General features: G+C 72.8%; 16 protein-coding genes. 3 read left to right on the forward strand and 13 right to left on the reverse strand.

The window, feature by feature from the left end:
- Positions 1–7: 7 nt before the first annotated feature.
- Positions 8–1,450, reverse strand: coding sequence for an aminobutyraldehyde dehydrogenase (locus tag ACQSSQ_RS19060; RefSeq protein WP_431328702.1), 1,443 nt, complete (start codon positions 1,448–1,450; stop codon positions 8–10).
- A gap of 143 nt (positions 1,451–1,593) precedes the next feature.
- Here ACQSSQ_RS19060 and ACQSSQ_RS19065 point away from each other — a divergent pair, with 143 nt between their 5' ends.
- Entirely contained in the window at positions 1,594–2,970 is a 1,377-nt protein-coding gene (locus ACQSSQ_RS19065; RefSeq protein ID WP_431328703.1) for an aspartate aminotransferase family protein, read from the forward strand.
- Positions 2,971–3,455: 485 nt separating this feature from the next.
- Complete coding sequence (locus ACQSSQ_RS19070) at positions 3,456–4,193, forward strand: winged helix-turn-helix domain-containing protein (protein WP_431328704.1); 738 nt, start codon at positions 3,456–3,458, stop codon at positions 4,191–4,193.
- A 3-nt stretch (positions 4,194–4,196) separates the two neighbouring features.
- On the opposite strand, the gene ACQSSQ_RS19075 is transcribed toward ACQSSQ_RS19070, so the two are convergent.
- The 12 genes from ACQSSQ_RS19075 to ACQSSQ_RS19130 all read right to left on the reverse strand — a co-directional run bounded on the left by ACQSSQ_RS19075 (position 4,197) and on the right by ACQSSQ_RS19130 (position 21,453).
- Positions 4,197–5,966: an ABC transporter ATP-binding protein gene (locus ACQSSQ_RS19075; protein WP_431328705.1), complete on the reverse strand. Its 1,770-nt coding sequence runs from the start codon at positions 5,964–5,966 to the stop codon at positions 4,197–4,199.
- A complete protein-coding gene (locus ACQSSQ_RS19080; RefSeq protein ID WP_431328706.1) occupies positions 5,947–7,665 on the reverse strand; it encodes an ABC transporter ATP-binding protein in 1,719 nt (572 codons plus the stop codon). The genes ACQSSQ_RS19075 and ACQSSQ_RS19080 overlap by 20 nt, the downstream gene beginning before the upstream one ends.
- Positions 7,662–8,987 (reverse strand): NtaA/DmoA family FMN-dependent monooxygenase, encoded by a 1,326-nt coding sequence (locus tag ACQSSQ_RS19085; protein WP_431328707.1) that lies wholly within the window; start codon positions 8,985–8,987, stop codon positions 7,662–7,664. The genes ACQSSQ_RS19080 and ACQSSQ_RS19085 overlap by 4 nt, the downstream gene beginning before the upstream one ends.
- Positions 8,988–8,999: 12 nt before the next feature.
- Positions 9,000–10,346, reverse strand: a complete 1,347-nt coding sequence (locus tag ACQSSQ_RS19090) for an NtaA/DmoA family FMN-dependent monooxygenase (RefSeq protein ID WP_431328708.1) — start codon at positions 10,344–10,346, stop codon at positions 9,000–9,002.
- Between the two features lie 14 nt (positions 10,347–10,360).
- Positions 10,361–11,698: an NtaA/DmoA family FMN-dependent monooxygenase gene (locus ACQSSQ_RS19095; protein ID WP_431328709.1), complete on the reverse strand. Its 1,338-nt coding sequence runs from the start codon at positions 11,696–11,698 to the stop codon at positions 10,361–10,363.
- A 7-nt stretch (positions 11,699–11,705) separates the two neighbouring features.
- Positions 11,706–12,818: an LLM class flavin-dependent oxidoreductase gene (locus ACQSSQ_RS19100; protein WP_431328710.1), complete on the reverse strand. Its 1,113-nt coding sequence runs from the start codon at positions 12,816–12,818 to the stop codon at positions 11,706–11,708.
- Between the two features lie 14 nt (positions 12,819–12,832).
- Positions 12,833–14,389, reverse strand: coding sequence for an ATP-binding cassette domain-containing protein (locus tag ACQSSQ_RS19105; RefSeq protein ID WP_431328711.1), 1,557 nt, complete (start codon positions 14,387–14,389; stop codon positions 12,833–12,835).
- Entirely contained in the window at positions 14,386–15,252 is an 867-nt protein-coding gene (locus tag ACQSSQ_RS19110; protein WP_431328712.1) for an ABC transporter permease, read from the reverse strand. The genes ACQSSQ_RS19105 and ACQSSQ_RS19110 overlap by 4 nt, the downstream gene beginning before the upstream one ends.
- 3 nt (positions 15,253–15,255) lie before the next feature.
- A complete protein-coding gene (locus ACQSSQ_RS19115) occupies positions 15,256–16,269 on the reverse strand; it encodes an ABC transporter permease (protein WP_431328713.1) in 1,014 nt (337 codons plus the stop codon).
- Positions 16,266–17,507, reverse strand: a complete 1,242-nt coding sequence (locus ACQSSQ_RS19120; protein WP_431328714.1) for a rhodanese-like domain-containing protein — start codon at positions 17,505–17,507, stop codon at positions 16,266–16,268. Before ACQSSQ_RS19120 ends, ACQSSQ_RS19115 begins: the two co-directional genes overlap by 4 nt.
- 64 nt (positions 17,508–17,571) lie before the next feature.
- Positions 17,572–19,140: an ABC transporter substrate-binding protein gene (locus tag ACQSSQ_RS19125; protein ID WP_431328715.1), complete on the reverse strand. Its 1,569-nt coding sequence runs from the start codon at positions 19,138–19,140 to the stop codon at positions 17,572–17,574.
- 54 nt (positions 19,141–19,194) lie between these two features.
- Positions 19,195–21,453 carry an acyl-CoA dehydrogenase family protein gene (locus ACQSSQ_RS19130; protein WP_431328716.1) on the reverse strand — a complete coding sequence of 753 codons (2,259 nt, stop codon included), beginning with the start codon at positions 21,451–21,453 and terminating at the stop codon, positions 19,195–19,197.
- A gap of 342 nt (positions 21,454–21,795) precedes the next feature.
- On the opposite strand from ACQSSQ_RS19130, the gene ACQSSQ_RS19135 reads away from it, so the two are divergent.
- Positions 21,796–23,511 carry a DUF427 domain-containing protein gene (locus ACQSSQ_RS19135; RefSeq protein WP_431328717.1) on the forward strand — a complete coding sequence of 572 codons (1,716 nt, stop codon included), beginning with the start codon at positions 21,796–21,798 and terminating at the stop codon, positions 23,509–23,511.
- Positions 23,512–23,514: the final 3 nt, after the last annotated feature.

Consider the following 23,514-nt stretch of genomic DNA (forward strand, 5'->3'; position numbering starts at 1 on the left):
GAGCGGGTCAGGCCTCGATGTTGCTCATCACGTGCTTGACGCGCGTGTAGTCCTCCAGGCCGTACATCGACAGGTCCTTGCCGTACCCGGAGTGCTTGAAGCCGCCGTGCGGCATCTCCGCGACGAGCGGGATGTGGGTGTTGATCCAGACGCACCCGAAGTCGAGCCGCTTGGCCATCCGCATCGCGCGACCGTGGTCCTTGGTCCACACCGACGACGCGAGGCCGTACTGGACGCCGTTGGCCCAGCGCACCGCCTCGTCCTCGTCGGAGAACTGCTGGACGGTGATGACCGGCCCGAAGATCTCGTTCTGGATCGCGTCGTCCTGCTGCTGGAGGTCGGCGAGCACTGTCGGCTCGAAGAAGTAGCCGTTCGCGAGGTCGCCACCGGGCCGCGACCCACCGGCCGCCACCTTGGCGTGGTTCGGCAGACGGTCGACGAAGCCGGTCACCCGCTCGAGCTGGTTGGCGTTGTTGAGAGCGCCGTACAGCGCGTCCTCGTCGTCCGGCAGGCCGGTCTTGAGGCCCTTCGCCTGCTCGGAGATGGCGTCGACGAAGTCGCCGTAGACGCGCGGCGAGGCCAGCACGCGCGTCGCCGCGGTGCAGTCCTGGCCGGCGTTGAAGTAGCCGCCGACCGCGATGGCCTCGGCCGCCGCTGCGACGTCGGCGTCGTCGAAGACCACGACCGGCGCCTTGCCGCCGAGCTCGAGGTGGACCCGCTTGACGTCCTCGGAGGCCGAGCGGGCGACCTCCATGCCGGCGCGGACCGATCCGGTGATCGCGACCATCGCGGGCGTCGGGTGCGCCACCAGGGCGCGCCCCGTGTCGCGGTCACCGCACACGACGTTGAGGACGCCCGGCGGAAGGATGTCGGCCGCGATCTCGGCCAGCAGCACCGTGGACGCGGGCGTGGTGTCGCTCGGCTTGATCACGATGGTGTTGCCGGCGGCGAGCGCGGGGGCGATCTTCCAGATGCCCATGAGGAGCGGGTAGTTCCACGGCGTCACCTGGGCGACGACGCCGATCGGCTCCCGGCGGATCATCGAGGTGTGCCCGGCCATGTACTCGCCCGAGGCCCGGCCCTCGAGGACGCGAGCCGCACCGGCGAAGAACGTGAGCGCGTCGTCGACCATCGGCATCTCCTCGCTGACGGTGAGTCCGCGGGGCTTGCCGGTGTTCTTGACCTCGGCGTCGACGATGTCGTCGAGGCGGTCGTGGATCGCCTGGTTCAGCTTGTTCAGTGCGGCCTGGCGCTCGCGCGGCGTGGTGTCACGCCATCCGTTGTCGAAGGCGTCCTGCGCCGCCTTCATCGCCACGTCGACGTCCGCCTCGCGTGACATCGGGGCACTGGCGTACGCCTGTCCGGTCGTCGGGTCGATCACGTCGTACGTGGCGCCGTCGCGGGCCGCCACCTTCTCTCCGTTGACGAAGTTCGCGATGGTTTCGGTCATGTCCTCAATCTGGCACAGTCCCAGGGAGGTGACAATGGATTGAATGGTCAAGCAGCGTTGTCGCTGCGGATTTCGTACCTGTAACGGCCTTCGGCAACCGAAAACCTTTGCCTGTGGCCGGTTCCTGAGCGATACTCGGAGGCATGAGCGAACAGTGGGACGACGCGCACCTGCAGCGCGCTGCCAAGGACCACCTCTGGATGCACTTCACGCGCCACAGCACGTACGAGACCTCGGACGTGCCCGTGATCGCGAAGGGGGAGGGCGCATATCTCTTCGACACCGCAGGCAAGCGCTACCTGGACGGGCTGGCGGGCCTGTTCGTCGTGCAGGTCGGGCACGGCCGTGAGGAGCTGGCCGAGGCGGCGGCGAAGCAGGCCCGCGAGCTCGCGTTCATGCCGCTGTGGTCCTACGCCCACCCGCCGGCCGTGCAGCTGGCGGAGCGCGTCGCGTCGTACGCGCCCGGTGACCTCAACCGTGTCTTCTTCACCACCGGCGGCGGCGAGGCCGTCGAGTCCGCGTGGAAGCTCGCCAAGCAGTACTTCAAGCTGACCGGCAAGCCGACCAAGCACAAGGTCATCAGCCGCAACATCGCCTACCACGGCACTCCGCAGGGCGCCCTGTCGATCACCGGCATCCCCGACATGAAGGCGCCGTTCGAGCCGCTCGTGCCGAGCACGTTCCGCGTCCCGAACACCAACATCTACCGCGCTCCCGAGCACGGCGACGACCCCGAGGCGTTCGGCCGCTGGGCCGCGGACCGCATCGCCGAGGCGATCGAGTTCGAGGGTCCGGACACGGTCGCCGCGGTGTTCCTCGAGCCGGTGCAGAACGCCGGTGGGTGCTTCCCGCCGCCGCCGGGATACTTCCAGCGGGTCCGCGAGATCTGCGACGAGTACGACGTGCTGCTGGTGTCCGACGAGGTCATCTGCGCGTTCGGGCGGCTCGGCGAGATGTTCGGCGCGGTGCGCTACGGCTACCAGCCGGACATCATCACCTGCGCGAAGGGCCTCACGTCGGGCTACTCCCCGCTCGGTGCGATGATCGCGTCCGACCGCCTCATGGAGCCGTTCCTCAAGGGCCACGAGTCCTTCCTCCACGGCTACACCTTCGGCGGCCACCCGGTGTCGACGGCCGTCGCCATGGCGAACCTCGACATCTTCGAGCGCGAGGGCATCAACGAGAACGTCCGCGCCAACGAGGACGGGTTCCGCTCGACGCTGGAGAAGCTGCTCGACCTGGACATCGTCGGCGACGTCCGCGGCGACGGCTACTTCTACGGGATCGAGCTCGTCAAGGACAAGGCGACCAAGGAGACGTTCAACGAGGACGAGTCCGAGCGCCTGCTCCGCGGGTTCCTCTCCAAGGCGCTGTACGACGCGGGCCTCTACTGCCGCGCCGACGACCGTGGCGACCCGGTCGTGCAGCTCGCTCCCCCGCTGATCTGCGACCAGGAGCACTTCGACGAGATGGAGCGGATCCTGCGCCAGGTGATCTCGGAGGGCCAGAACCTGCTCTGACCCACAGGCGCGTGCGGAGGCCGTCGTCCCAGTACCCCGGGGCGGCGGCCTTCGTCGTACGCGCTCGCTCCGCGCCCGCTCGGGTACCCCGGCGGAGGAGCGCGCCGCTCCCCCGCGTCTGCCACGCCCGCACCGCACGTACCCGTCATGCACCGCAGATCCGCGGTGCACCGGAGGCGTTTGCGGTGCGGGCGTGGCAGACGCGGCACCCGGTCGGCATCCCTGCCGCCGCCGGGGTACCCGAGCGAGACGTCACTGCCCCGAGTGTGTGCGGTAGGGGCAGACGGGTTCCGCTGGGGTACCCGAGCGGAGGGGACCGCCGGTGCCGCACCACGGGACCGGAGCGCGCCCGGGTTCCGGTCGGGGCGAGCGCAACGACCCGGATCGCGTTCGCACTGCGGTACGAAGGTGGTCCTGGCCGACCGCCGCCTACGCTCCACACCACGGCGAACGGCGCCGGGTCGTCCGAGCGAGGGAGGTCCACCATGACGGCGATCGACCGCGTCCCTGCGAGCCGCTCCGTCGACGACGTCCTCGCCGACGCCAGGCGGACCTTCACGCGCCTGCACCCCGCGGAGGCGTACGAGGAGCTCCTCGACGGCGCGCTGATCATCGACATCCGCCAGGAGGCGTTCCGCCGGACGGGCGAGCAGATCTTGGGCTCGCTCGTCCTCGACCGCAACGTGCTCGAGTGGCGCCTCGATCCGACGAGCGCCTACCGCATCCCGGAGGCGACGAGCCACGACCGGCGCATCGTACTGATCTGCCCGCACGGCGACGCGTCGTCACTGGCAGTCGCCACGCTCCGCACCATGGGCGTGCACCGCGCGACCGACGTCGTCGGCGGCTTCGTCGGGTGGAAGGAGGCGGGCCTGCCGCTCGTCGCCGGATTCACCCAGGCCGGCTCCTACGTGCAGGACGGCTCCGCGCCCATCACGATCGACCTCCACGCGCAGGAGGTGACCGTGCTCGGCCGCAGGGTGGTGCTGTCGCGGATGGAGCTGATCGTCCTCAGCGAGCTCCACCGCGCGGGCGGGCGGGTCGTCACACGTGAGGAGCTGAACCACGCGGTCGGCAGCTGGGACGGCAGCAGCAGCAGAGCCGTCGACCTCACGGTGCACCGGCTGCGCCGCAGGCTGGGGGCGCGCGCCGCGCAGTGCATCGAGACGGTACGCGGCGTCGGGTTCCGCCTCCTCACCTCGGCGTCCGGCTGCCCCGAGTGAGGACTACCGCTCCCCCGCCGCCGTGAGTCCGGCGTCGGCGCGCTGCCCGTCGAACAGCCGCTGGTAGGGACCTCCGGCCGACGCCAGCACGGACGGCGCGCCGTCCTCGACGACCGTGCCGTCCTCGACGACGACCACCCGCGCCGCGCTCTCCACGGTCTCGCGGCGGTGCGCGACGACGACCACGGTGCGGTCGGCCGGCAACCGGGACAGCAGGACGTCGACGGCACGCGACGAGTCCTCGTCCACGTCGGCGGTCGCCTCGTCGAGGACCAGCACCGCCGGCTCCAGCAGGAGCGCCCTCCCGAGGCTCACCAGCTGGCGCTGCCCCGCGGAGAGCCGGACCGGACCGTCGTCGTTCGCACGTCCTGTCGGAAGCGCGACGCCGAGCGCCGCCAGCCGGTCGAGGGTCACGGTGAGTGTCGCGTCGTCGAGGTCGTCGCGCACGAGGCGGAGGTTGTCCTCGACCGTGCCGGCGAAGAGGTGTCCTTCCTGGGTGACCGCCACGATCCGCGTGCGCAGCTGGGCGGTGGTCACGTCCTGCAGGTCGACGCCGCCGAAGGTGACGCGGCCACGTTGCGGCAGGAGCGAGCGCGACAGCAGCCGGGCGACGGTCGTCTTGCCCGCGCCGCTCGCCCCGACGAGGGCGACCCGCTCGCCGGGGTCGACGACGAGGTCGAGCCCCTCGACGATCGGAGACGCGTCCGGGTCGTACGCGAACGTGACCCGTTCCAGCCGGAGCGCACCGGTCGCCGGCAGGCTGGCGGGCACCGCTGGCTCCGTCACCTCGGGGTGGGTCGCGAGGAGCTCCGCCGTACGCCGGAGCGCGCTGCGGGCGGCCTGCGCCTGGGCGAGGATCTGGGTCAGCGACTGCACCGGCTCGAAGAAGCTCCCGACGTAGACGACGAATCCCACGAGGACCCCGGCCGACAGCGTCCCGGCGTCCAGCAGGATCGCACCGCCCACGATCACCGGGACGTACGCCAGCACCCCGATCGCGTCGATCACCGCCGAGTAGACGGCCGCCTGCCGATAGCTGCGCGCCGCGACGTCGAGGCGATCCTGGTTGCGACGCCCGAAGCGCGCCACCTGGTCGTCGTCGCGCCCGAACCGTCGGACGACCGCGATCCCGCGCACTCCTTCGTTGAGCTCGGCACCCGCGTCGGCCACCGCCCGGCGCAGCGCGTCGTTCGTCGGTCGCGCACGGCGGAGGAAGATCCAGGTCGCGAGCACGGCGAAGGGGACCACGGTGCCCAGCACGACGGCGGCGAGCGCAGGCGACAGGACGACGAGGAAGACCGTCGTCACCACGAGCACGAAGACGTTGGTGATCGCCATCACCAGCCCGGTGCGCAGGAAGATCGCGATGACCTCGACGTCGGTGGTCAGCCTGCTGATGACCGCACCGTCCGACGTCCGCTCGAAGTACCTCACGTCGAGCCCGAGCGTGTGCGCGTATAGGCGCTCGCGCAGCCGTGCCAGCACGTCCTCGCCGAGCCGCGACGTGAGCCCGATCTGGGCGCGGCTCACGAGGGCGCCGACGACGTTGAGGAGCAGGTACGTCGTCGCGGCCGCCGCGGCCAGGGCGAGCGCATGCGGACTGCCGGCGTGGTCGATCGTCCACGCCATCAGCAGCGGCCCGGCCTGGACGCACGCCGTGGTCAGGACTCCGAGGAGGAGCACCGCCGCCACGCGGCCGCCCGATCCGCGCAGCAGGTCGCGGGCGAGCCGGAGCTCGGCACGCGACACCGGCTCAGTCGGCGCGTGGGTCATGATCCGCCTCCGTGAGCTCGGTGAGGCGCTTGTCCGTGAGGACGAGGACCCGGTCGGCGGCTGCGATCAGCTCCGGCTGCGCGGTGACGACCACGATCGTGCGGTCGCGGCGGACCTGGGCCATCGACCTCGCGAACGCGGCCCGCGTCTCCTGGTCCAGGGCGGAGGTGACGTCGTCCAGGAGGAGGAGGCCCGCGGGTGCGAGGAGGCCGCGGGCCAGCGCCGTACGCTGCCGCTGCCCGCCCGAGAGCCGGGCGGCACGCTCACCGACGAGCGTGTCCCACCCCTGAGGCATGCGGGCGACGACGTCGTCGAGGACGGCCAGCGAGGTCACCGTCCGCAGTGCCTCGTCGGCCGCCTCGGGGTGGGCCATCCGGAGGTTGTCGCGCAGGCTGCGGGAGAACAGGAACTCGTCGTCGGACACCACCGACACCAGCCGGGCCCGCTCGCGCGGCGCGACGTCCGCAAGCCGGTGGCCTCCGACGACCACCGTCCCCCGGTCCGGCGCACGCTCTCCGCTGATCAGGCGCAGCAGGGTGGTCTTGCCCGATCCCGTGGCGCCGGTGATCGCCACCAGCTCCCCCGGTGCGACGTGGAGGTCGACGCCCTCGAGCACGGCGTCACCGGCCCCGTAGGCGAACGCCACCCCGTCGAGCCGCAGCGACACCGGTGCCGCCTGCTCCGGCCACGGCGCGTCCGCACGAGGCACGTCCGTACGGCGCCGGGGCCGGGTGGGTCCCTCGAGCCCGGCGATCCGGCCGATCGCGAGCCGCGCACGCGAGGCACCGCTGACGGCGTTCGCGGTGAAGCGCAACGGCCAGACTGCCATCACCACGTAGGCGTTGAACGCGGTGAACTCGCCGATGGTGAGGTCCCCGGAGCCGATGCGCGCCGCGCCGACCACCAGGACCGCAGCGATGCTGACGGTCGGCACGAGCTCGATCAAAGCGGTGTAGCGGGCCCGGATCCGCCCGACCTCCACCGCACTTGCCCGCGAGCGGTCGCTCGCCGCGACCAGCCGCCGTACGAACGCGTCCTCGAGTCCCAGTCCCTTCACGACCGCCGCCCCGGTCACGGCGTCCGCGACCTGCCCGACGATCGCCACGCTCTCGCGCCGCAGCGCGGCGTCGGCCACCCGCAGCGCCGCGAGGAACCGGACCGACAGCACGAGGACGAGCGGCAGCGGGGCCAGGGCGACCAGGGCGAGCGGCAGGTCGATCCAGACCAGGACGGCGACGATCAGGCCGGTCCACACCACGTTGTTGAGGAGCACCTGGACGCTGATCGCGAACTGCTCGACGTACTCGGAGTCATCACCGAAAGCACCGAGCACCTCACCCGGCGGCGTCTCGTCGAAGAAGCGAGCGTCCCGTTCGTGCAGGGAGGCGTAGAGCCCGCTGCGCAGGTGCCCGCCGAAGCGCGCGCTCGAGGTGAACGTCAGGTAGCGACGGACGCGCAGGGCCGCCGCCTTGCCCGCGGCTAGGGCGACCACGGCCACCACCAGCCACGTCGTCGTGGTGGCGTCGGAGCCGTCGGTCAGCCGGTCCACCGCGGCCCCGGCGACGACGGGGACGCCGACCGCGGCGGTGGACCAGGCCATCCCCATCACGAAGGCGACGACGACGTGCCGGCGCTCGCGACGGGGGACGCGGGTCCACAGCTCCCGCCACGGCGATGCCGGGATCGCGACGCCGCTCACCCCCGCGCTCGCGTGGAGACGAGGTCCGGGCGCGGGAGCCCGAGGTGGTCGCGCAGGGTGGTCCCGGTGTACTCGCGCCGGTGGAGGCCGCGCTCCTGCAGGAGCGGCACGACGTGGTCGACGAAGAGCGCGAGCGAGTCCGGCAGCGTCGTCGGGAGCAGGGTGAAGCCGTCGCTGGCGCCCTCGGTGACCCACTCCTCGACGAGGTCCGCCAGCTGCTCTGGCGTCCCGGTGAACTCGAGCTGGCCCGGCAGCACCGCGATCTCGTCGGCGATCTCGCGGAACGTCTGCCCCGTCCGCTCGGCGATCTCGAGCACGCGGGCCGTCGTGCTGTTCGCGCGCGGCGCGGCGGAGATCGCCTCCGCCGACAACGGACGGTCGGGCTCGATCAGCGCGAGGTCCAGACCGGCGAGGTACGCGAGGTTGCGCCACCGGAACTCCGACTTCGCCCGGTCCTCGAGGTCGGCGCGTCGCGCCCGAGCCTCCGCCTCGGTGCTGCCGAGCACGAACGCGAGGCCGGGCAGTGCGAGCACGCTGTCGGCCGGGCGACCGTGGTTCGCGGCGGCCTTCTGCAGACGGTCACGGAACGCCCGGCCCGCGGCGACCGTCGGCTGCGGGGTGAACACCAGCGACGCCACCCGACCCGCGAGGTCGATGCCGGCGTCGGAGGACCCCGCCTGCGCCAGCACGGGATGACCCTGCGGCGACCGCGGGACGGGGAGCGCACCCGCGACGTCGTAGTAGTCGCCGTGGAAGCCGGCGGGCCGGATCCGCCCGGGCTCGGCCCAGACGCCACTCGCTCGGTCCGCCACCACCGCGTCGTCGTCCCAGGTGTCCCACAGCGCACGGACGACGTCCACGAACTCGCCCGCCCGGGCGTACCGGTCCTCGTGCTCGGGATGGACCGTGCCGAAGTTCTTCGCCGTCGCGGCGTAGCTGGTGGTCACGACGTTCCACCCGGCCCGTCCGCCGCTGAGGTGGTCGACGGTCGCGATGCGGCGCGCGAGGTCGTACGGGGCGTTGTACGTGGTGGACGCGGTCGCGATCAGCCCGAGCCGGGTGGTCACCGACGCGAGCGCCGCGACGAGGTCGAGCGGGTCGAACCCGACCTGGGGGAAGAAGCCGGCGCGGAAGGTCTCCAGGCCGGGGCGGTCGGCGAAGAAGATCGAGTCGAACAGGCCCCGCTCGGTGGTGCGCGCGACGTCGACGTAGTGGTCGAGGGTCGCGGACGCCGCAGGGTCCTGGTCGAGCACGAGCCACGCGGACTCGTGGTAGCCGTCGTTCATCACGAGGGCGTTGAGGTGAGCCTGGCGACGGGACATCGGCTGCTCCTCTCAGGCGCCCGCGGCGACAGCGCCCGCGGCGGTGTCCCCGGTCGGCTGGGCCGGCAATGGGAGGTCGAGGTGGTCGCGCAGAGTCGTGCCGGCGTACGCGGTGCGGTGCCGCCCACGCTGCTGCAGGATCGGCACGACGTGGTCGACGAAGTGCTCGAGCGAGTCCGGCAGGGTCGTGGGCTGCAGCGTGAACCCGTCGCTCGCGCCCGCGTCCACCCACTCCCCGATCAGGTCCGCCAGCTGCTCCGGCGTGCCGGTGAACTCCAACCCTCCGGGCAGCCCGGTGATCTCCCGCGCCAGCTCGCCGAACGGCTTGCCCGTCTCCCGCGCCCGTCCGACGATGTGCTGCGCGAACGTCGAGCCCTCCGCGGTGGCGGCGACCTCCTCGCTCAGCGGGCGGGTCGGGTCGATGCGCGCGTGGTCGAGACCGGCGTTGAAGGCGAGGTTGCGCCACCGCAGCTCGGGGTCGACACGCTCCTCGAGCTCGGTGCGCAGCGCCTGCGCCTCGGCCTCGGTGCTGCCGAGGACGAACGCAAGACCCGGCAGGATGCGGACGCTGTCGGCCGGGCGGCCGTGCCGCAGCGCCGCCGCCTCCAGCCTCGCCCGGAACGCCTGGCCCGCCGCGACCGTGGGCTGCGGGGTGAAGACGACGTCGGCGACGCGGCCGGCCAGGTCGATCCCCGCCGGTGAGGATCCCGCCTGGGCCAGGACCGGGTGGACCTGCGGCGAGCGCGGCACCGGCAGCGCGCCCTCGACGTCGTAGTACGTGCCGTGGAACCCCGCGGGACGGATCCGGTCGACGTCGGCCCACACTCCTGCCGCCTTGTCGCCGACCAGCGCGTCCGGCTCCCAGCCGTCCCAGAGCCGACGCGCGACCTCGACGAACTCCGCGGCCCGGGCGTACCGGTCGTCGTGCTCCGGGTGCGCGGCCGTGCCGAAGTTCTTCGCGGCGTCGGCGTGCCCGGTCGTCACGACGTTCCAGCCGACCCGTCCGCCCGTCGCGTGGTCGGCTGTCGCGAGGCGGCGGGCCAGCTCGTAGGGCGCGTTGTACGTCGTCGACGCGGTCGCGAACAGGCCGATCCGCTCCGTGACGGCGCCGATCGACGCCAGCAGCGTGATCGGGTCGAAGCGGACCTGCGGGAAGTAGCCGGCGCGGAACAACGTGAGGTTGGGCGAGTCGGCGAAGAAGACCGAGTCGAGGAGGCCCCGCTCGGCGGTCTGCGCCGACCTCCGCAGGCTCTCGACCGAGGCGGCCTCGACCGGGTCGTGCTCCTGGACGAGCCAGCCGGACTCGTGGTAGCCGCCGACGGTGAGGAAGACGTTGAGGTGGGCACGGCGTCGGGTCATGGCGGTCTCCTGGTTCAGGCCGGGGCGGCGGACGGGGTGCGGGTGAGGGACGGCCGGGCGAGGCCGAGGTGGTCGCGCAGGGTCGACCCGGCGTACGCGGTCCGGTGCAGCCCGCGGCGCTGCAGGATCGGGACGACGTGGTCGACGAAGAGCTCGAGCGAGTCCGGCAGGGTGGTGGGCTGCAGGGTGAAGCCGTCGCTGGCCCCCGCGACCACCCACTCCTCGACCAGGTCCGCCAGCTGATCCGGCGTGCCGGTGAACTCCAGGCCGCCCGGCAGCCCGGTGAGCTCGGCGGCGAGGGCGCGGAAGGTCTTGCCCGTGTCCTGGGTACGCCGCAGGAGGTCGTCGGTGCGGCTGGTGCGGGTCGCGCGGGCCACCGCCTCCTCCGACAGCGGGACGTCCGGGTCGAGCGTCGTCAGGTCGAGACCCGCGTTGAAGGCGAGGTTGCGCCACCGGAACTCGGGGTCGACGAGCCCCTCGAGCCGCTCGCGCCGGGCCAAGGCCTCGGCCACCGTGCTGCCGAGGACGAATGCAAGACCGGGCAGGACGCGGACGTCGTCGCCGGTCCGCCCGTGGCGGCGTGCCGCGGCGTGCACGACGTCACGGAACTCACGGCCTGCGGCGACCGTCGGCTGCGCGGTGAAGACGAGGTCGGCGATGCGCCCGGCGAGATCGATCCCCGCCGCCGACGAACCCGCCTGGGCCAGGACCGGGTGGCCCTGGGGCGAGCGCGGGAGCGGCAGGGGGCCCGCGACGTCGAAGAAGGCGCCGTGGAAGTCCGCGGGGCGGATCCGCGCGACGTCGGCCCACGTCCCGGCGGCCTTGTCCCCCACGACTGCGTCGTCGTCCCAGGTGTCCCACAGCGCGCGGACCACGTCGACGAACTCGCCCGCCCGGGCGTACCGGTCCTCGTGGGCCGGGTGCTCGTCGAGCCCGAAGTTGCGCGCGACCCCGGCGAGGCGCGTGGTCACCACGTTCCAGCCGGCGCGTCCGTGCGTCAGGTGGTCTGCCGTCGACAGCCGCCGGGCGACCTCGTACGGGCTGCCGTACGTCGTGGACGCGGTGGCGACCAGCCCGATGCGCTCGGTGGTGGTGGCGAGCGCCGACACCAGGGCGATCGGGTCGTAGCGGACCTGCGGGAAGTACCGGGCGCGGAAGGGCTCCAGCATCGGCGAGTCGGCGAAGAAGACCGCGTCGAGCAGTCCTCGCTCGGCGACCTGTGCCGCGCGGAGCACCGGGATCGTCGCAGCGGCTCCGGTGTCCGGCGGGGCGTCGTCAACGACCCGCCAGGCCGACTCGTGGTAGCCGACCTCGGTCAGGAACGCGGTGAAGTGGGCGTGCCGTCCTGTCATGGTCGCCTCACGCCGCCGCTCGGACCGCGTCGCGCGCGGCGACCGCCCGCTTGATCAGCCGCAGGGTCTCGGCGCGCAGCTCGGCGTCACGGGGGTCGGTCACGTGGCTCCCGAGCGTGATGATGCTGACGCCGAGGTCCTCGTAGGCGAGGACGGCGTCGGCGATCGTCGACGGCGACCCGACGAGCGTCGCCTCCCCTCCCCCGAGCCGCTGCAGGCCCAGGTAGAGCGCAGTGTCGACGACGTCGGGCACGTCGGCGTCGAAGAAGCCCTTGCGGTGCTCGCGGATCGAGGTCACCTCGCTGCGGCCGTCCCCGCGGTAGGCGATCAGGGTGCGCACGGCGTCCTCGAGCCGGCGGACGTGGTCCCACGCGGCCTCGTCGGTCTCGCCGACGACCATGTTGAGGTTCACCCAGAACCCCGGATCGCGGCCGTGCGTCGCCGCGATCGTCCGCGCCTGCGCGACGGCCGCACCGACCGCCTCGAGCGGCTGCCCGCGGAACGCGACCACGTCGGCGTACCGGGCGGCCAGGTCCACGCCGAGCTCGGACCCCCCGGGGATCGAGAGGACGGGCCGCGGGGACTGGACGGGACGGACGCCCGAGAACGCGCCTTCCACGCGGTAGTAGCGCCCCTCGTAGTCGAACGGCTCGGTCCGCGTCAGCACGCCCGTGAACACGTCGAGGTACTCCGCGGCACGCGCGTACCGCTCCTCCCTGTCCAGGAAGTCCCCGTCCCGGGTCAGGTCGCCGTGCCCGAGGATCAGGTGCACCGACGTACGTCCGTCCGACAGCCGGTCGAGCGTGGCGATCGCCCGGGCCGCGGCGGTCGGGGCCTGCACGCCCGGACGGTGCGCGAGCACCAGCGAGAGCCTGCTCGTCGCCGCCAGCGCCCACGCCGCGGTCGCCGCGACGTCGGGCCAGGTCGCGCTCTGCGGGACGGTGCTCGAGTCGTACCCGGCCGCCTCGTACTCGCGAGCCTCCGCGGTCACGTACTCCGGGTCGACCGTGACCGGCTCCGGCACCGTGGTGAAGTAGGACGCCTCGCGGGCGATCCCGCTGGTGGAGTAGCTGTTCGTGTACGGCTGGTGGTTGATCCACGAGCGCAGCTCGAGGGGCATCGGTGGTCTCCTTGTCATCGGTCGAGGTCGGCCGAGGCGAGCTTCTCCGCGGCAGGCTCGTAGCGGGCGGCCGCGAGCAGGGCCTTCGTGTAGGGGTGCTGGGGTGCGTCGTAGATCTGGTCGGCGGGGCCGGTCTCGACGATCCGGCCGTGCCGCATCACGGCGATCCGGTCGGCGAGCGCGCGAACGACGGCGAGGTCGTGGGAGATGAACAGGTACGAGACGCCCGTCGTCACCTGCAGCTCGCGCAGCAGGGCGAGGATCCGCGCCTGGACCGAGACGTCGAGGGCGGACACCGGCTCGTCGCAGACCACGAGGCTCGACGGGCCGGCGAACGCCCGCGCGATCGCCACCCGCTGCTTCTGCCCGCCGGACAGCTCGCCCGGGTAGCGGTCCAGCAGCTCCGGGGCCAGACCCACCCGCTCGACGAGCTCCTCGACCGTGCCGGTGCCGCCGAGGAGCCGGATCGAGCGGGTGAGGATGCGGCGGACCGTACGCCGTGGGTTCAGGGTCGCGTCGGGGCTCTGGAAGACGACCTGCACCGGTCGGCGCTGCTCGGCGGGGGCGTCGAGCGCGATGCTCCCCTCGTACGAGGTCAGTCCCGCGACCGCCCGTCCCAGCGTGGTCTTGCCGCTGCCTGACTCGCCGACGATCGCGAGCACCTCGCCCTGGCGGACCTCGAGGTCGAGGCCGTCGACCGCCGCCGTCGCACCGTACCGCTTGCGCAGGCCGCGGACCGACAGCACGGTACGGGCGCCGTCCTGCACGACCCATTCCGGCTTCGGCTCGTCGATGTCGGGGAGCGCGTCGAGGAGCGAGCGCGTGTAAGGGTGGTCGGGCGACCCGAGCACCGTGGTCGCCGGTCCCTCCTCGACGAGGCGCCCCTTCTCCAGGACGCCGACGCGGTCGCACCGCGCGGCGACCAGCGGGAGGTTGTGACTGATGAGCAGCACCGCGGCGTCGAGCTCCTCGCGAAGGTCGTCGATGAGGCCGAGGACCGACGCCTCGACCTGCACGTCGAGGCCCGTGGTCGGCTCGTCCAGGACCAGCAGCTCGGGGCGCGTCGCCAGCGCCATCGCGATCACGACGCGCTGCGCCTGCCCACCCGACAGCTGGTGCGGGAACCGGCGGGCGATGCCGTCGGCGCGGGCGAGGCCCACCCGCTCGAGCAGCGAGAGGACCTCGGACGAGCCGGCGGCCGGCCGCTGCGACGCCAGCCCGGCGGTGAACGCCTCCGCGACCTGCGGACCCACGCGCATCGTCGGGTTGAGGGCGCGCGCCGGCTCCTGGTAGACCATCGCGACCCGCCGCGCGCGGAGCTCCCGCAGCGGCTCGTCGCCGAGGGCCAGCACGTCGGTGTCCCCGAGGGTGATGCCGCCGGAGCGCACTCGCCCGTTGCGTGCCAGGTAGCGCACGACCGCGAGCGCCGCGGTGGACTTGCCCGAGCCGGACTCCCCCACGAGCCCGTACGACTCCCCGCGGGCGATCGTGAAGCTCACGTCCTCGAGGGCGGTCTGCGTGCCGCGGGGGGTGGCGTAGTCGACGGTGAGCGAGCGGACGTCGAGCGTCATCGGCTCAGCACCTCCCGCAGGTTGTCGGCGAGCAGGTTGATGGCGACCACCAGCGAGATGATCGCCAGCGCGGGGAACGCGATGCTCCACCACGAGGTCTGGATGAAGATGCGGTTCTGGGAGACGACCAGGCCCCAGTCGGCCGAGGGCGGCCGGGCACCGAGCCCGAGGAACGACAGGCCGGCGGAGACGAAGATCGCGTAGCCGAGGCGGATGGTCGACTCCACGACGAGAGCGGGCGCGACGTTCGGCAGGATCTCGGCGAGCAGGATGCGGCGGGTGGACTCGCCCTGGGTCCGCGCGGCCTCGACGTACTGCTTGTTGGTCTCCACCAGCACCGCGGAGCGCACGGTGCGCGCGATCAGCGGGGTGAAGAACACCGCGATCGCGATCACGATCGTCACTGGCGAGCGCCCGAACGCGGCGGCGACCAGCAGGACGGCGACGATCCCCGGCAGCGCGTTGAGGATGTCGAACGAGCGCATCAGCAGGTCGTCGACGATCCCGCCGTGGTAGCCGGCGACGAGGCCGAGGACGGCCCCGAGGACCGACGCGAGCAGCGTCGCGGCCGGCGCGACGACCAGGATCGGGCCCGCGCCGGCGAGCAGGCGCACGAAGACGTCGCGGCCGAGGTCGTCGGTGCCGAGAAGGTGTTCCGCCCCCGGCGGCTGGTGCGGCTCCCCCGCCTGCCCGTACGCGTCGAGCCCGAGCGCCAGGACGGCGAGCGGGGCAGCTGCCCAGAAGAGCAGGACGGCGATGCTCAGCACGAAGGTCGGTCGGCGCACGAGGGCGGCGACGACCCGTCGGTTGCCGCCCGTCGGCGCGGCGAGCGCGACAGCGGGGGTGGTTTCGGTGACGGTCACGGCTCAGGCCTTCTGCGAGAGGTCGATGCGGGGGTCCAGTGCCATCGACACCAGGTCCGTCACCAGGAGGACGAGGATCGAGGCGACGGCGGTGAGCATGATCGCGGCCTCCAGCAGCACGAGGTCCTTCTTCTGGACGGCCTCGACGATCGTGAGCCCGATGCCGGGATAGCTGAAGAGCGTCTCGACGACGATGCTGCCGCCGACGAGGTACGCGAGCTGGTTGCCGAGGACGGCGACCGACGGGACGAGGGAGTTGCGCGTGACGTGCGCGGTGAGGACGCGCCGGCGCGGCAGGCCCTTGAGCACGGCCGTGCGGTAGTGAGGGGCCTCGAGCGTCTCGATCGTGCCGGCACGGGCCATCCGCGCGACGTAGCCGACCGACGCCGCCGCCAGCGTGATCGCCGGCAGTGTCATCACGGTGAGTCGTGCCGGGACACCGGCGCCCTCCGGGATGCCCGAGTGCACGGGGAACCACCCGAGGAACACGGCGAACACGACGAGCAGCACGGTCCCCACCGCGAACTCCGGCGTCGACGAGAGGGACACCATCGTCACCGTGATCGACCGGTCGCTGCGCCGTCCCTGCCGGAACGCCTGGAACAGGCCGAGTGCGATCCCGACGACCGCCACGATCACGAACGCGTACAGCCCGAGGAGGACGGAGTTGAGGAACCGCTCGGCGACGAGCCCGCGGACCGGCACGCCGTACGCGAGGCTCGTCCCCCAGTCGCCCGTCACGAAACCCCCGAGCCAGGCGAGGTAGCGCTCGGCCGTCGACCCGTCGAGCCCGTTCTCGGCCTTCCACAGCGCAACCTGCTCGTCGGTCGCGAACTGTCCGAGCGCCGCCCGGCCGGGGTCCCCCGGGACGACCTGGACGAGCCAGAAGACCGCGGCCGACACGATGAGCAGGACGACCGGGACCTGCAGCAGGCGGCGGGCGACGATGCGGCCGACCGGACGGCGCGACGTCGTCGTCCGCGCCGGTGCCGCAAGCGCGTCGGCAGCGGCGGTCACAGCGCGAACCCTCCGCCGGGCTCGGCCGCCGCCAGCGCCGGGAGCGCGACGCTCCACGCCCGGTAGTCCTCCTCGAGCGCGCGGCTGCCCTCGGGCGGTGCCGCCGGATCGGGCCGCGGCGTTGGCTCCGGGATGGTCCCCCGGCGGAACGTGTGGCTGCGGGAGGTGTCCAGCACGTAGACCTCCAGGAGCCGCGACGCGGTGAGCCACCGCGCGATCGCGTGGGCGCGCAGGTGCGGCGCCTCGTCCACCAGAACCACCCGCGCCCGCAGGACCGGCAGGTGCTCGTCGACCGCCTCGACGAGCTGGCCCGCCGGCACGTGGTGCACCTCCACCCCCGGCACCGGGTCGGGCCCCGGGACGAGGCGCGGGTCCACGACGTACGTGGTCCGGTCCTGCTCGGCGAGGAGCAGGTCGAGCCCGTCGCGGTCGACGACGGTCACGAGGTCGGGGCTGCGGGCCCGGAGCGCGGCGACGAGGTCGGCCGCGTGGTCCGCGGCCGGGAGCGGGGCGTCGGCGCCGTGAGGGGTCGCGCCCCGCTCGAGCGGCCGTCCGGACTCCGCCCACGCGGTCGTGCCGCCCTCGAGGAACGTGACCGGGTTCGGGAGTCCGGCGTCGCGCAGCGATTGGGCGCCGAAGATGGCGCGGGTCCGCCCGGCGCAGGTCACCACCACGGGACGGCGGTCGTCGCCGAGGTGGGCCGCGATGCGGGCGACCAGCTCGCCTCCCGGGATGCTCGTGGCCCCGGGCACCGTTGCCTCGCCGTACTCCTCCGGACTGCGGACGTCCACCAGGAGCGGGGCCCGCGACGGGTCCGCCAGGGCGGAGGCGAGCGCATCGACGGAGACCGACGGTGTCGCGTACGCCGCGCGGGCCGACTCGGCGAGCGCCTTGCTCGGCACGCACAGGTTGCGGAACGCCCGGCCGCCGTCGCGCGCCCACGCCGGGGTGCCGCCCGCCAGCACGGCGACGTCACGGTAGCCCCAGGAGCTCCAGGTCCGCGCCTCCGCCTCGACGACCCCGGGCGGGCCGACGAGAACAACGGGCGTGTCGCGCCGAGGCACCCAGGTCTCGACCCGCCGTCGGCGGCCCTCGGTCCACGACGCCGGCAGGTACGCGGCGGCGTACAGGTGGCCGGCCCGGAAGTCCTCGAGCTCGTGCACGTCGACGAGCGCGAGCTCGTCGGATCCTTCGAGCAGGCGACGGAGCCGCTCGGGCTCCAGCGTCGCGGGTGTCATGGGTCTCCGATCTGGCGTGAGGGGTGTGCCGCCCCCGGCCGTTCGCCGGGGACGGCACCCGTCATCAGGACTTGTCGATCCAGGCGCCGGTGTAGTCGACCACCCCCGGCGAGACCGGGAGGTGGAGCTTCGGGTCGAGGTAGCGGCGGGTGTTGCCGTACGCGGTCACGATCACCGGGACGTCCGTCCACGCGAGGGTGGCGATCTGGTCGACGATCTTCTGCCGTTCCTTCGCGTCCGTCGACGCGTCGTAGGCGTCGGAGAGCGAGTCGAGCTCTGCGTTGGCATAGCGCGAGGCGTTCCACGCAGCGCCGGAGCGGTAGAGGTAGTCGATGTACTGGGAGGGCGAGGGGCGCGACGCCCAGTACGTGATCGTCGCGTCCGCCGTCAGCCAGGGCGAGTTGTCGCCCTCGGCGTAGTACTTCTCACCGGTCTGGATGTCGACGTCCACGTCGAAGTTCGGGTACTCCTCGAGCTGCTGCTGGATGAGCAGCGCGTGCGACTCCTCGGTGGAGCTGGTGGTGATCGTGAACGCCACCTTCCGGTCGCCGAGCAGCTCCTTCACCTTGTCGGCGTCGGGCTTGCGCTGCTCGAGCGACGACGGACGCACCGCGTACGTGGGGCCGTAGATGGTGTCGTTGCCGAGGTCGGCCTGGCCGCCGTACACGGTCTTGACGATCGCCTCGCGGTCGAGCGCCCAGGCGATCGCCTGCCGGACCTTGACGTCGTCGAACGGCGCCTTGTCGACACGGAAGACGAGGGCCGAGAAGCCCGCTGCGGGCTCGCTGTCGACGGTGTACTTCGAGTCGTCGATGGCGGAGGTGAGGTTGGCGGGCACAGGCTCGCCGTACAGACCGTCGATCTCCCCGCTCTGCAGGGCGAGCACCCGCGCCTGCTGGTCCTTGTAGAACGTGTTGACGATCCCGTCGAGATAGATCTCGTCCTTGTTCCAGTACGTGGGGTTCTTCTCGAACGTCACCCGCTGGCCGGTCTGGTAGGACTTCACCACGAACGGGCCGGTGCCGACGTAGCTGTCCTGCCAGGTCCCGAGCTGGTAGTCGGCGGGCAGGATCTGCGTGTTGCTGCCGGCGACCAGGAACGGGAAGTCCGAGAAGGGCTTCAGCAGCGTGAAGTCGACGTTCTTGCCGGACGCGCTCACCGACTTCAGGACGCCCTCGAGCGACCCCTTGGCAGGCGAGGTGCTGTCCGGCGCGAGGATCCGCTGGAAGGTCGCGACGACGTCGGCGGGCGTGAGCGCCCTCCCGTCGTTGAAGGTCACTCCCTCGCGGATCGCGAAGGTCCAGGTCAGGCCATCGTCGGACACCGACCACTCGGTCGCGAGGACGGGTGACGCCTCGTAGTTCTCGTCGACGCGCACGAGCTTCTCGGCGACGGTGTCCACGATCGCGGTGCCCCCGGGGCTCGCGACGGTCACCGGGTCGACCTCGCCACCGGGATCGACGACGCTGGTGCGCAGGGTGCCGCCGGCGACGGGATCGCCGGAACCCTCACCTCCACCGCTCTCGTCGACGGTGCCGGCGCACGCGGACAGGACCAGGGCGGCAGCCGCGAGCGCGCCGGCGAGGGCGCGGGAACGGCGCCGGACGGTGGGGTGGGTAGCGGGCAAGGTCATCTCGTCACTCCTGGTGGGAAGGGTCGGGCATGGGGAGACAGCAGTGGTGAAGGGTCAGAAGACGGTCCGGCGGTTGCCGAAGTAGTAGGCGCCGCTCAGCAGCGCGTCACCGGACTGGTGGAGCTTCCAGATCATCGTGTCGTGGAGGCTGTGGGTGCGGACGTCACGCCAGTAGCGGTCGAGACCCAGCTCCGACCGGCTCGAGCTCGCCCCCGAGAGCGCGAACAGCTCCGAGGCGATCTCGAGCGCGACCTCGCTCCCGAGGGCCTCGGTCTCGGCGGCGGCGACCGTGGCCGCCGAGATGCTCTGCGGCGTCCCGGCGCGCTCGGCGTCGTCGACGAGGTCGGCCGCCCGGGCGAGCGCGCTCTCGGCCAGCGCGAGCCGGGTCGCCAGCCGGCCGAACCGGCGGACCACGTGCGGGTCCTCGACGACGGACTCGATCCCGAGGTCCTTCGACGGACGCGCCTTCGTGACGACGTAGCGGTGCGTCGCCTCGAGCGCGCCCGCGGCGACCCCCACGTTGACCGCGCCGTGCACGATGTTGCCCTTGGCGCCGGCGAGGTGGGCCCCCTCCCCTGCGCGCCACTGGGCGATCACGTGCTCCTCGAAGACGCGGACGCCGTCGAGCGTGGTCGTCCCGCTCGCCGTGGTGCGCTGCCCGATGCCGGACCAGTCGTCCACGATCTCGACGCCCTCGGCGTCGCGGCGCACCAGCGCCGACGCACGGTTGCCCGCGGGGTCGCGGACGCTGACGGGGATCCAGTCGGCGCTGTACGAGCCGGTGGTGTACGCCTTCACGCCGTCGACGGTGAACCCACCGTCGGGTGCGTGCAGCAGCCGCGTGCGGATGTCGCCCGCCGACTTGGTCCCGAGCTCGGCGTTCGCGTTGCCGAAACGCGCTCCCGCGAGCGCCTCGGCGAAGAAGTGCTCCTGCTGGGAGGGGGTGCCCGAGAGCCGGATCGTCTCGAGCGCGCTGAAATGTGGCTGGAGGATCTGGGCGATCGAGGCGTCGGCGGCGGCGATCAGCCGGACGACCTCGGCCACGACGGCCGTACCCGCCTCGAGGCCGCCGAACGCGACGGGGACGGTGACGCCCAGCAGGCCGGTTCGAGCGAGTACCTGGAGTTCCGCCGTCGGGTGGCGCCGATCCCGGTCGCGTTCGGCCGCACCCTGGGCGAGGAACCGCGCGACGTCGGCCGCGGTCGCCAGCACGGCGTCGACGTCGGGGAGGACCGGCACGTCGGCCGGGCCCGGCACGACGACGGACCCGGGATCGGCGGGGGCCGCTGCGAGGAGCGCCTGGCCGACGACGGCCTCGTTCCATGCCGTCGAGTCGGACAGCACGTGGGTCCGGGCGGCACGGGTCGCCTCCCAGAGCGCGTCGTCGTCGGTGCTCGTCGCGCCGGCGAGGTCCGGGAGCTCGGTCACGACCCCGACGAGCGCCGCTGCGGCGGCGGCCTTCGCGATCACCGCCCCGCTGGGGCGACCGCGGCGTGCTCCGGCGGCCGTGTCGTCGAGCAGCCGCAGGGCCGCGTGCAGCTCGGCCCGCAGGCGTCCGAAGCGCACGATCACGTACGGGTCGTCGATGAGGCGGTCGTAGGTGCGTCCCGACCAGGGGCGGCCGGACCGGGTGTGGTGGGCCGCCGCGTCGAGCAGCCGGGACGCGACTCCGAGGCTGACCGCTGCGTGGGTGAGCGCATCGACCGCGCGGGCCGCGTCCCCTGTGGGGCCGTGGGGCGACCGCAGCAGGGCGTCAGGCCCGAGCGCGACATCGGCGACGATCCGACCCTCGGGCGCCGGGACGAGCGCGTCCGCACGGGAGCCGTCCGCGCCGTCGACCGGGGCGACGTACGCCCCGAGCCGCAGGGCGCTCGTCAGCCGTGCCGGCGCGAGTCGCAGACCGGTCCGGTCCCCGGGCGCCCGCCCACCCTCGGCGACCCGTTCGGCCCACCCCAGGGCGAGCCCGTCGTGCGCGGCGGACCGGGCCAGCGCGCGCTGGGCGTCCGTACCGAGGTCGCGGACACGCACGGCGGCGCGGACGTGGGCCGCGAGCGCGCTCCCGACCTCCGGGGACACCGTCGACACACGACGGACCAGCGTCACCGCGTGCGCGTCCTCGTCTGCGTCGACGACGCGGGCGAGCGTCGACAGCGCGCCGGCTCCGACGATCTCGTCGGCGAACGCCACGGACTCGTCGCCCGTGGGTCGGTACGCCGTCGTCCGCGCCGCCCAGCGGTCGAGCGTGTTCTCCAGCCGGACGTCGTCGGGCGGGGGGACGTCCGCTCCAGGCAGCGCATCTCGGGTTGCGGTCACGGTGAGCTCCTCGGTGCTCTCACGGGTCGGATCGAGTCCCGAGTCTGCAAACGGGCGGCCGTGCTCGAAGCCCGGTTCTCAGGTTCTGGATGCTCCTGACGTCTGGCGAGACGCCTTCTCAAGCGCTCCGATCCCTGTGATGGCGGGGATCTGGGGCCGTCGCGCGCGGAAAGTGATGTTTCAGGATTGAAACACTTGACTTACTCGACTATGTTTCGGTCTTGAAACGCAAGGCCCCCATCGGCCGCCTCAGCGGTCGCCAGGCGAGACGCCGCCGCGCGGGACGCAGCCGCGTCGTTCACTCGAGACCACCTGCCACCCGCGAGCGACCTGGAGGAGCCCATGGCCGACACCCCGCCCACCCGTGAGATCACCCGGCTCGACTTCGGGCCACGTCTGCGCGGCTACGTCGCCGGCACGCTGCTCGTCGACACCGAGCGCGCCCTCGTGATCTCCGAGCCCGGCAAGGCGGTCACCTTCTTCGCGGTGCCGGCCGACGACGTACGCTCCGACCTCCTCTCCCCCGCCGAGCCGTCGCCGACCGCCCTGCACCCGGGCGCCGCGCACGGGTGGGACCTGGTCGTCGACGGTGACCGCAGGGCCGCTGCCGCGTGGGAGTACGCGATCGACGGACTCGACGGCTACGTCGGTCTCCGCTTCGACGCGTTGGACTCCTGGCTGCAGGAGGACGAGCCGGTCGCCATCCACCCGCGCAGCTCTCGCCACCGCGTCGACGCCGTACCCAGCACGCGCCACGTCGTGATCCGGGTCGGCGACCAGGTCGTCGCCGACACCCGAAGGCCGGTCGCGGTGTTCGAGACGGGTCTGCCGACGCGGTGGTACATCCCCCTGGCCGACCTCGACCGGGCCGCCCTGGTCGATCTCCCCCTGCACACCGGTTGCCCCTACAAGGGCACCGCCTCCTACTACGCCCACGCCTCCGACCCCGAGCGCGCTGTCGCCTGGTACTACCCCGACCCCCTCCCGGAGGTGGCCGGGATCGCCGGCCACGTCGCCTTCTTCGACGAGCTCGTCACCACCGAGGTCGACGGCGGACGCCGCGAGCCGCCCGTCACGCAGTGGACCTACGGCCTGCGCGACAACCTCCGCGGCGGAGGCAGCGGCGCCCACCAAGGCACCGACTCGCCCCACGACCACCCCCGTACCCGACCAGAGGAGACCCCCGTGTCCATCACCGTCACCGACCTCGACGCCGACGGCGCGCTGTCACGCCGCCACCCGGTGCCGCCCGGCGCCTTCACGTACGAGCCGAGCGAACGACGCGTCCGCGGCACCATCGACGGACTCGACGTCGTCGACAGCCTCGCGCCGCTGCTCGTCTGGGAGCCCGGCAGCGCCGTGCCCGGCTACGTGTTCCCGCGCGCGGACGTGCGTACCGACCTCCTCGCGCCCACCGCTCCGCCGGCGCACGGCCGGCACCCGCAGGTCGCCCAGTGGTACAACCTGCACCTCGGCGAGGAGGTCTACGAGGCGCTCGTGTTCGCCTACGACGTCGACGGGCTGCGCGACCACCTCGGCGTCGACTGGTTCCGGCGCCGCGAGGCCGGCGTCGAGCACTGGTACGAGGAGGACGAGGAGATCTTCCGCCACCCGCGCGACCCCTACAAGCGGGTCGACCCGATCAGGAGCTCGCGGCACGTCGAGGTGTTCGTCGAGGGCGTCAAAGTCGCCGACAGCCGGCGCCCCGTGCTGCTGTTCGAGACGCGGCTCCCGGTCCGCTACTACCTCCCCGCCGAGGACGTCGACTTCACGCACCTGCGCGAGACGAGCCTGTCGACCACCTGCCCGTACAAGGGTGACGCCCGCTACTGGTCGTACGACGACGGCACGACGACGCGGGAGAACATCGTGTGGTCCTACCCGACACCGATCCGCGCGGCCGAGGCGATCACGGACCTGGTCGCGTTCTACAACGAGGTCGTCGACATCGTCGTGGACGGGGTGCCGCTCGAGCGGCCGGAGTCGGAGTTCAGCGCCGCGCTCGGGGCCGGCGCAGCCCCAGCAGCGGCGACCCCCGTCCCGGCTGCGACCCCCTGACCG

The sequence above is a fragment of the Mumia spirodelae genome (assembly GCF_050632745.1).
GTDB lineage: Bacteria > Actinomycetota > Actinomycetes > Propionibacteriales > Nocardioidaceae > Mumia.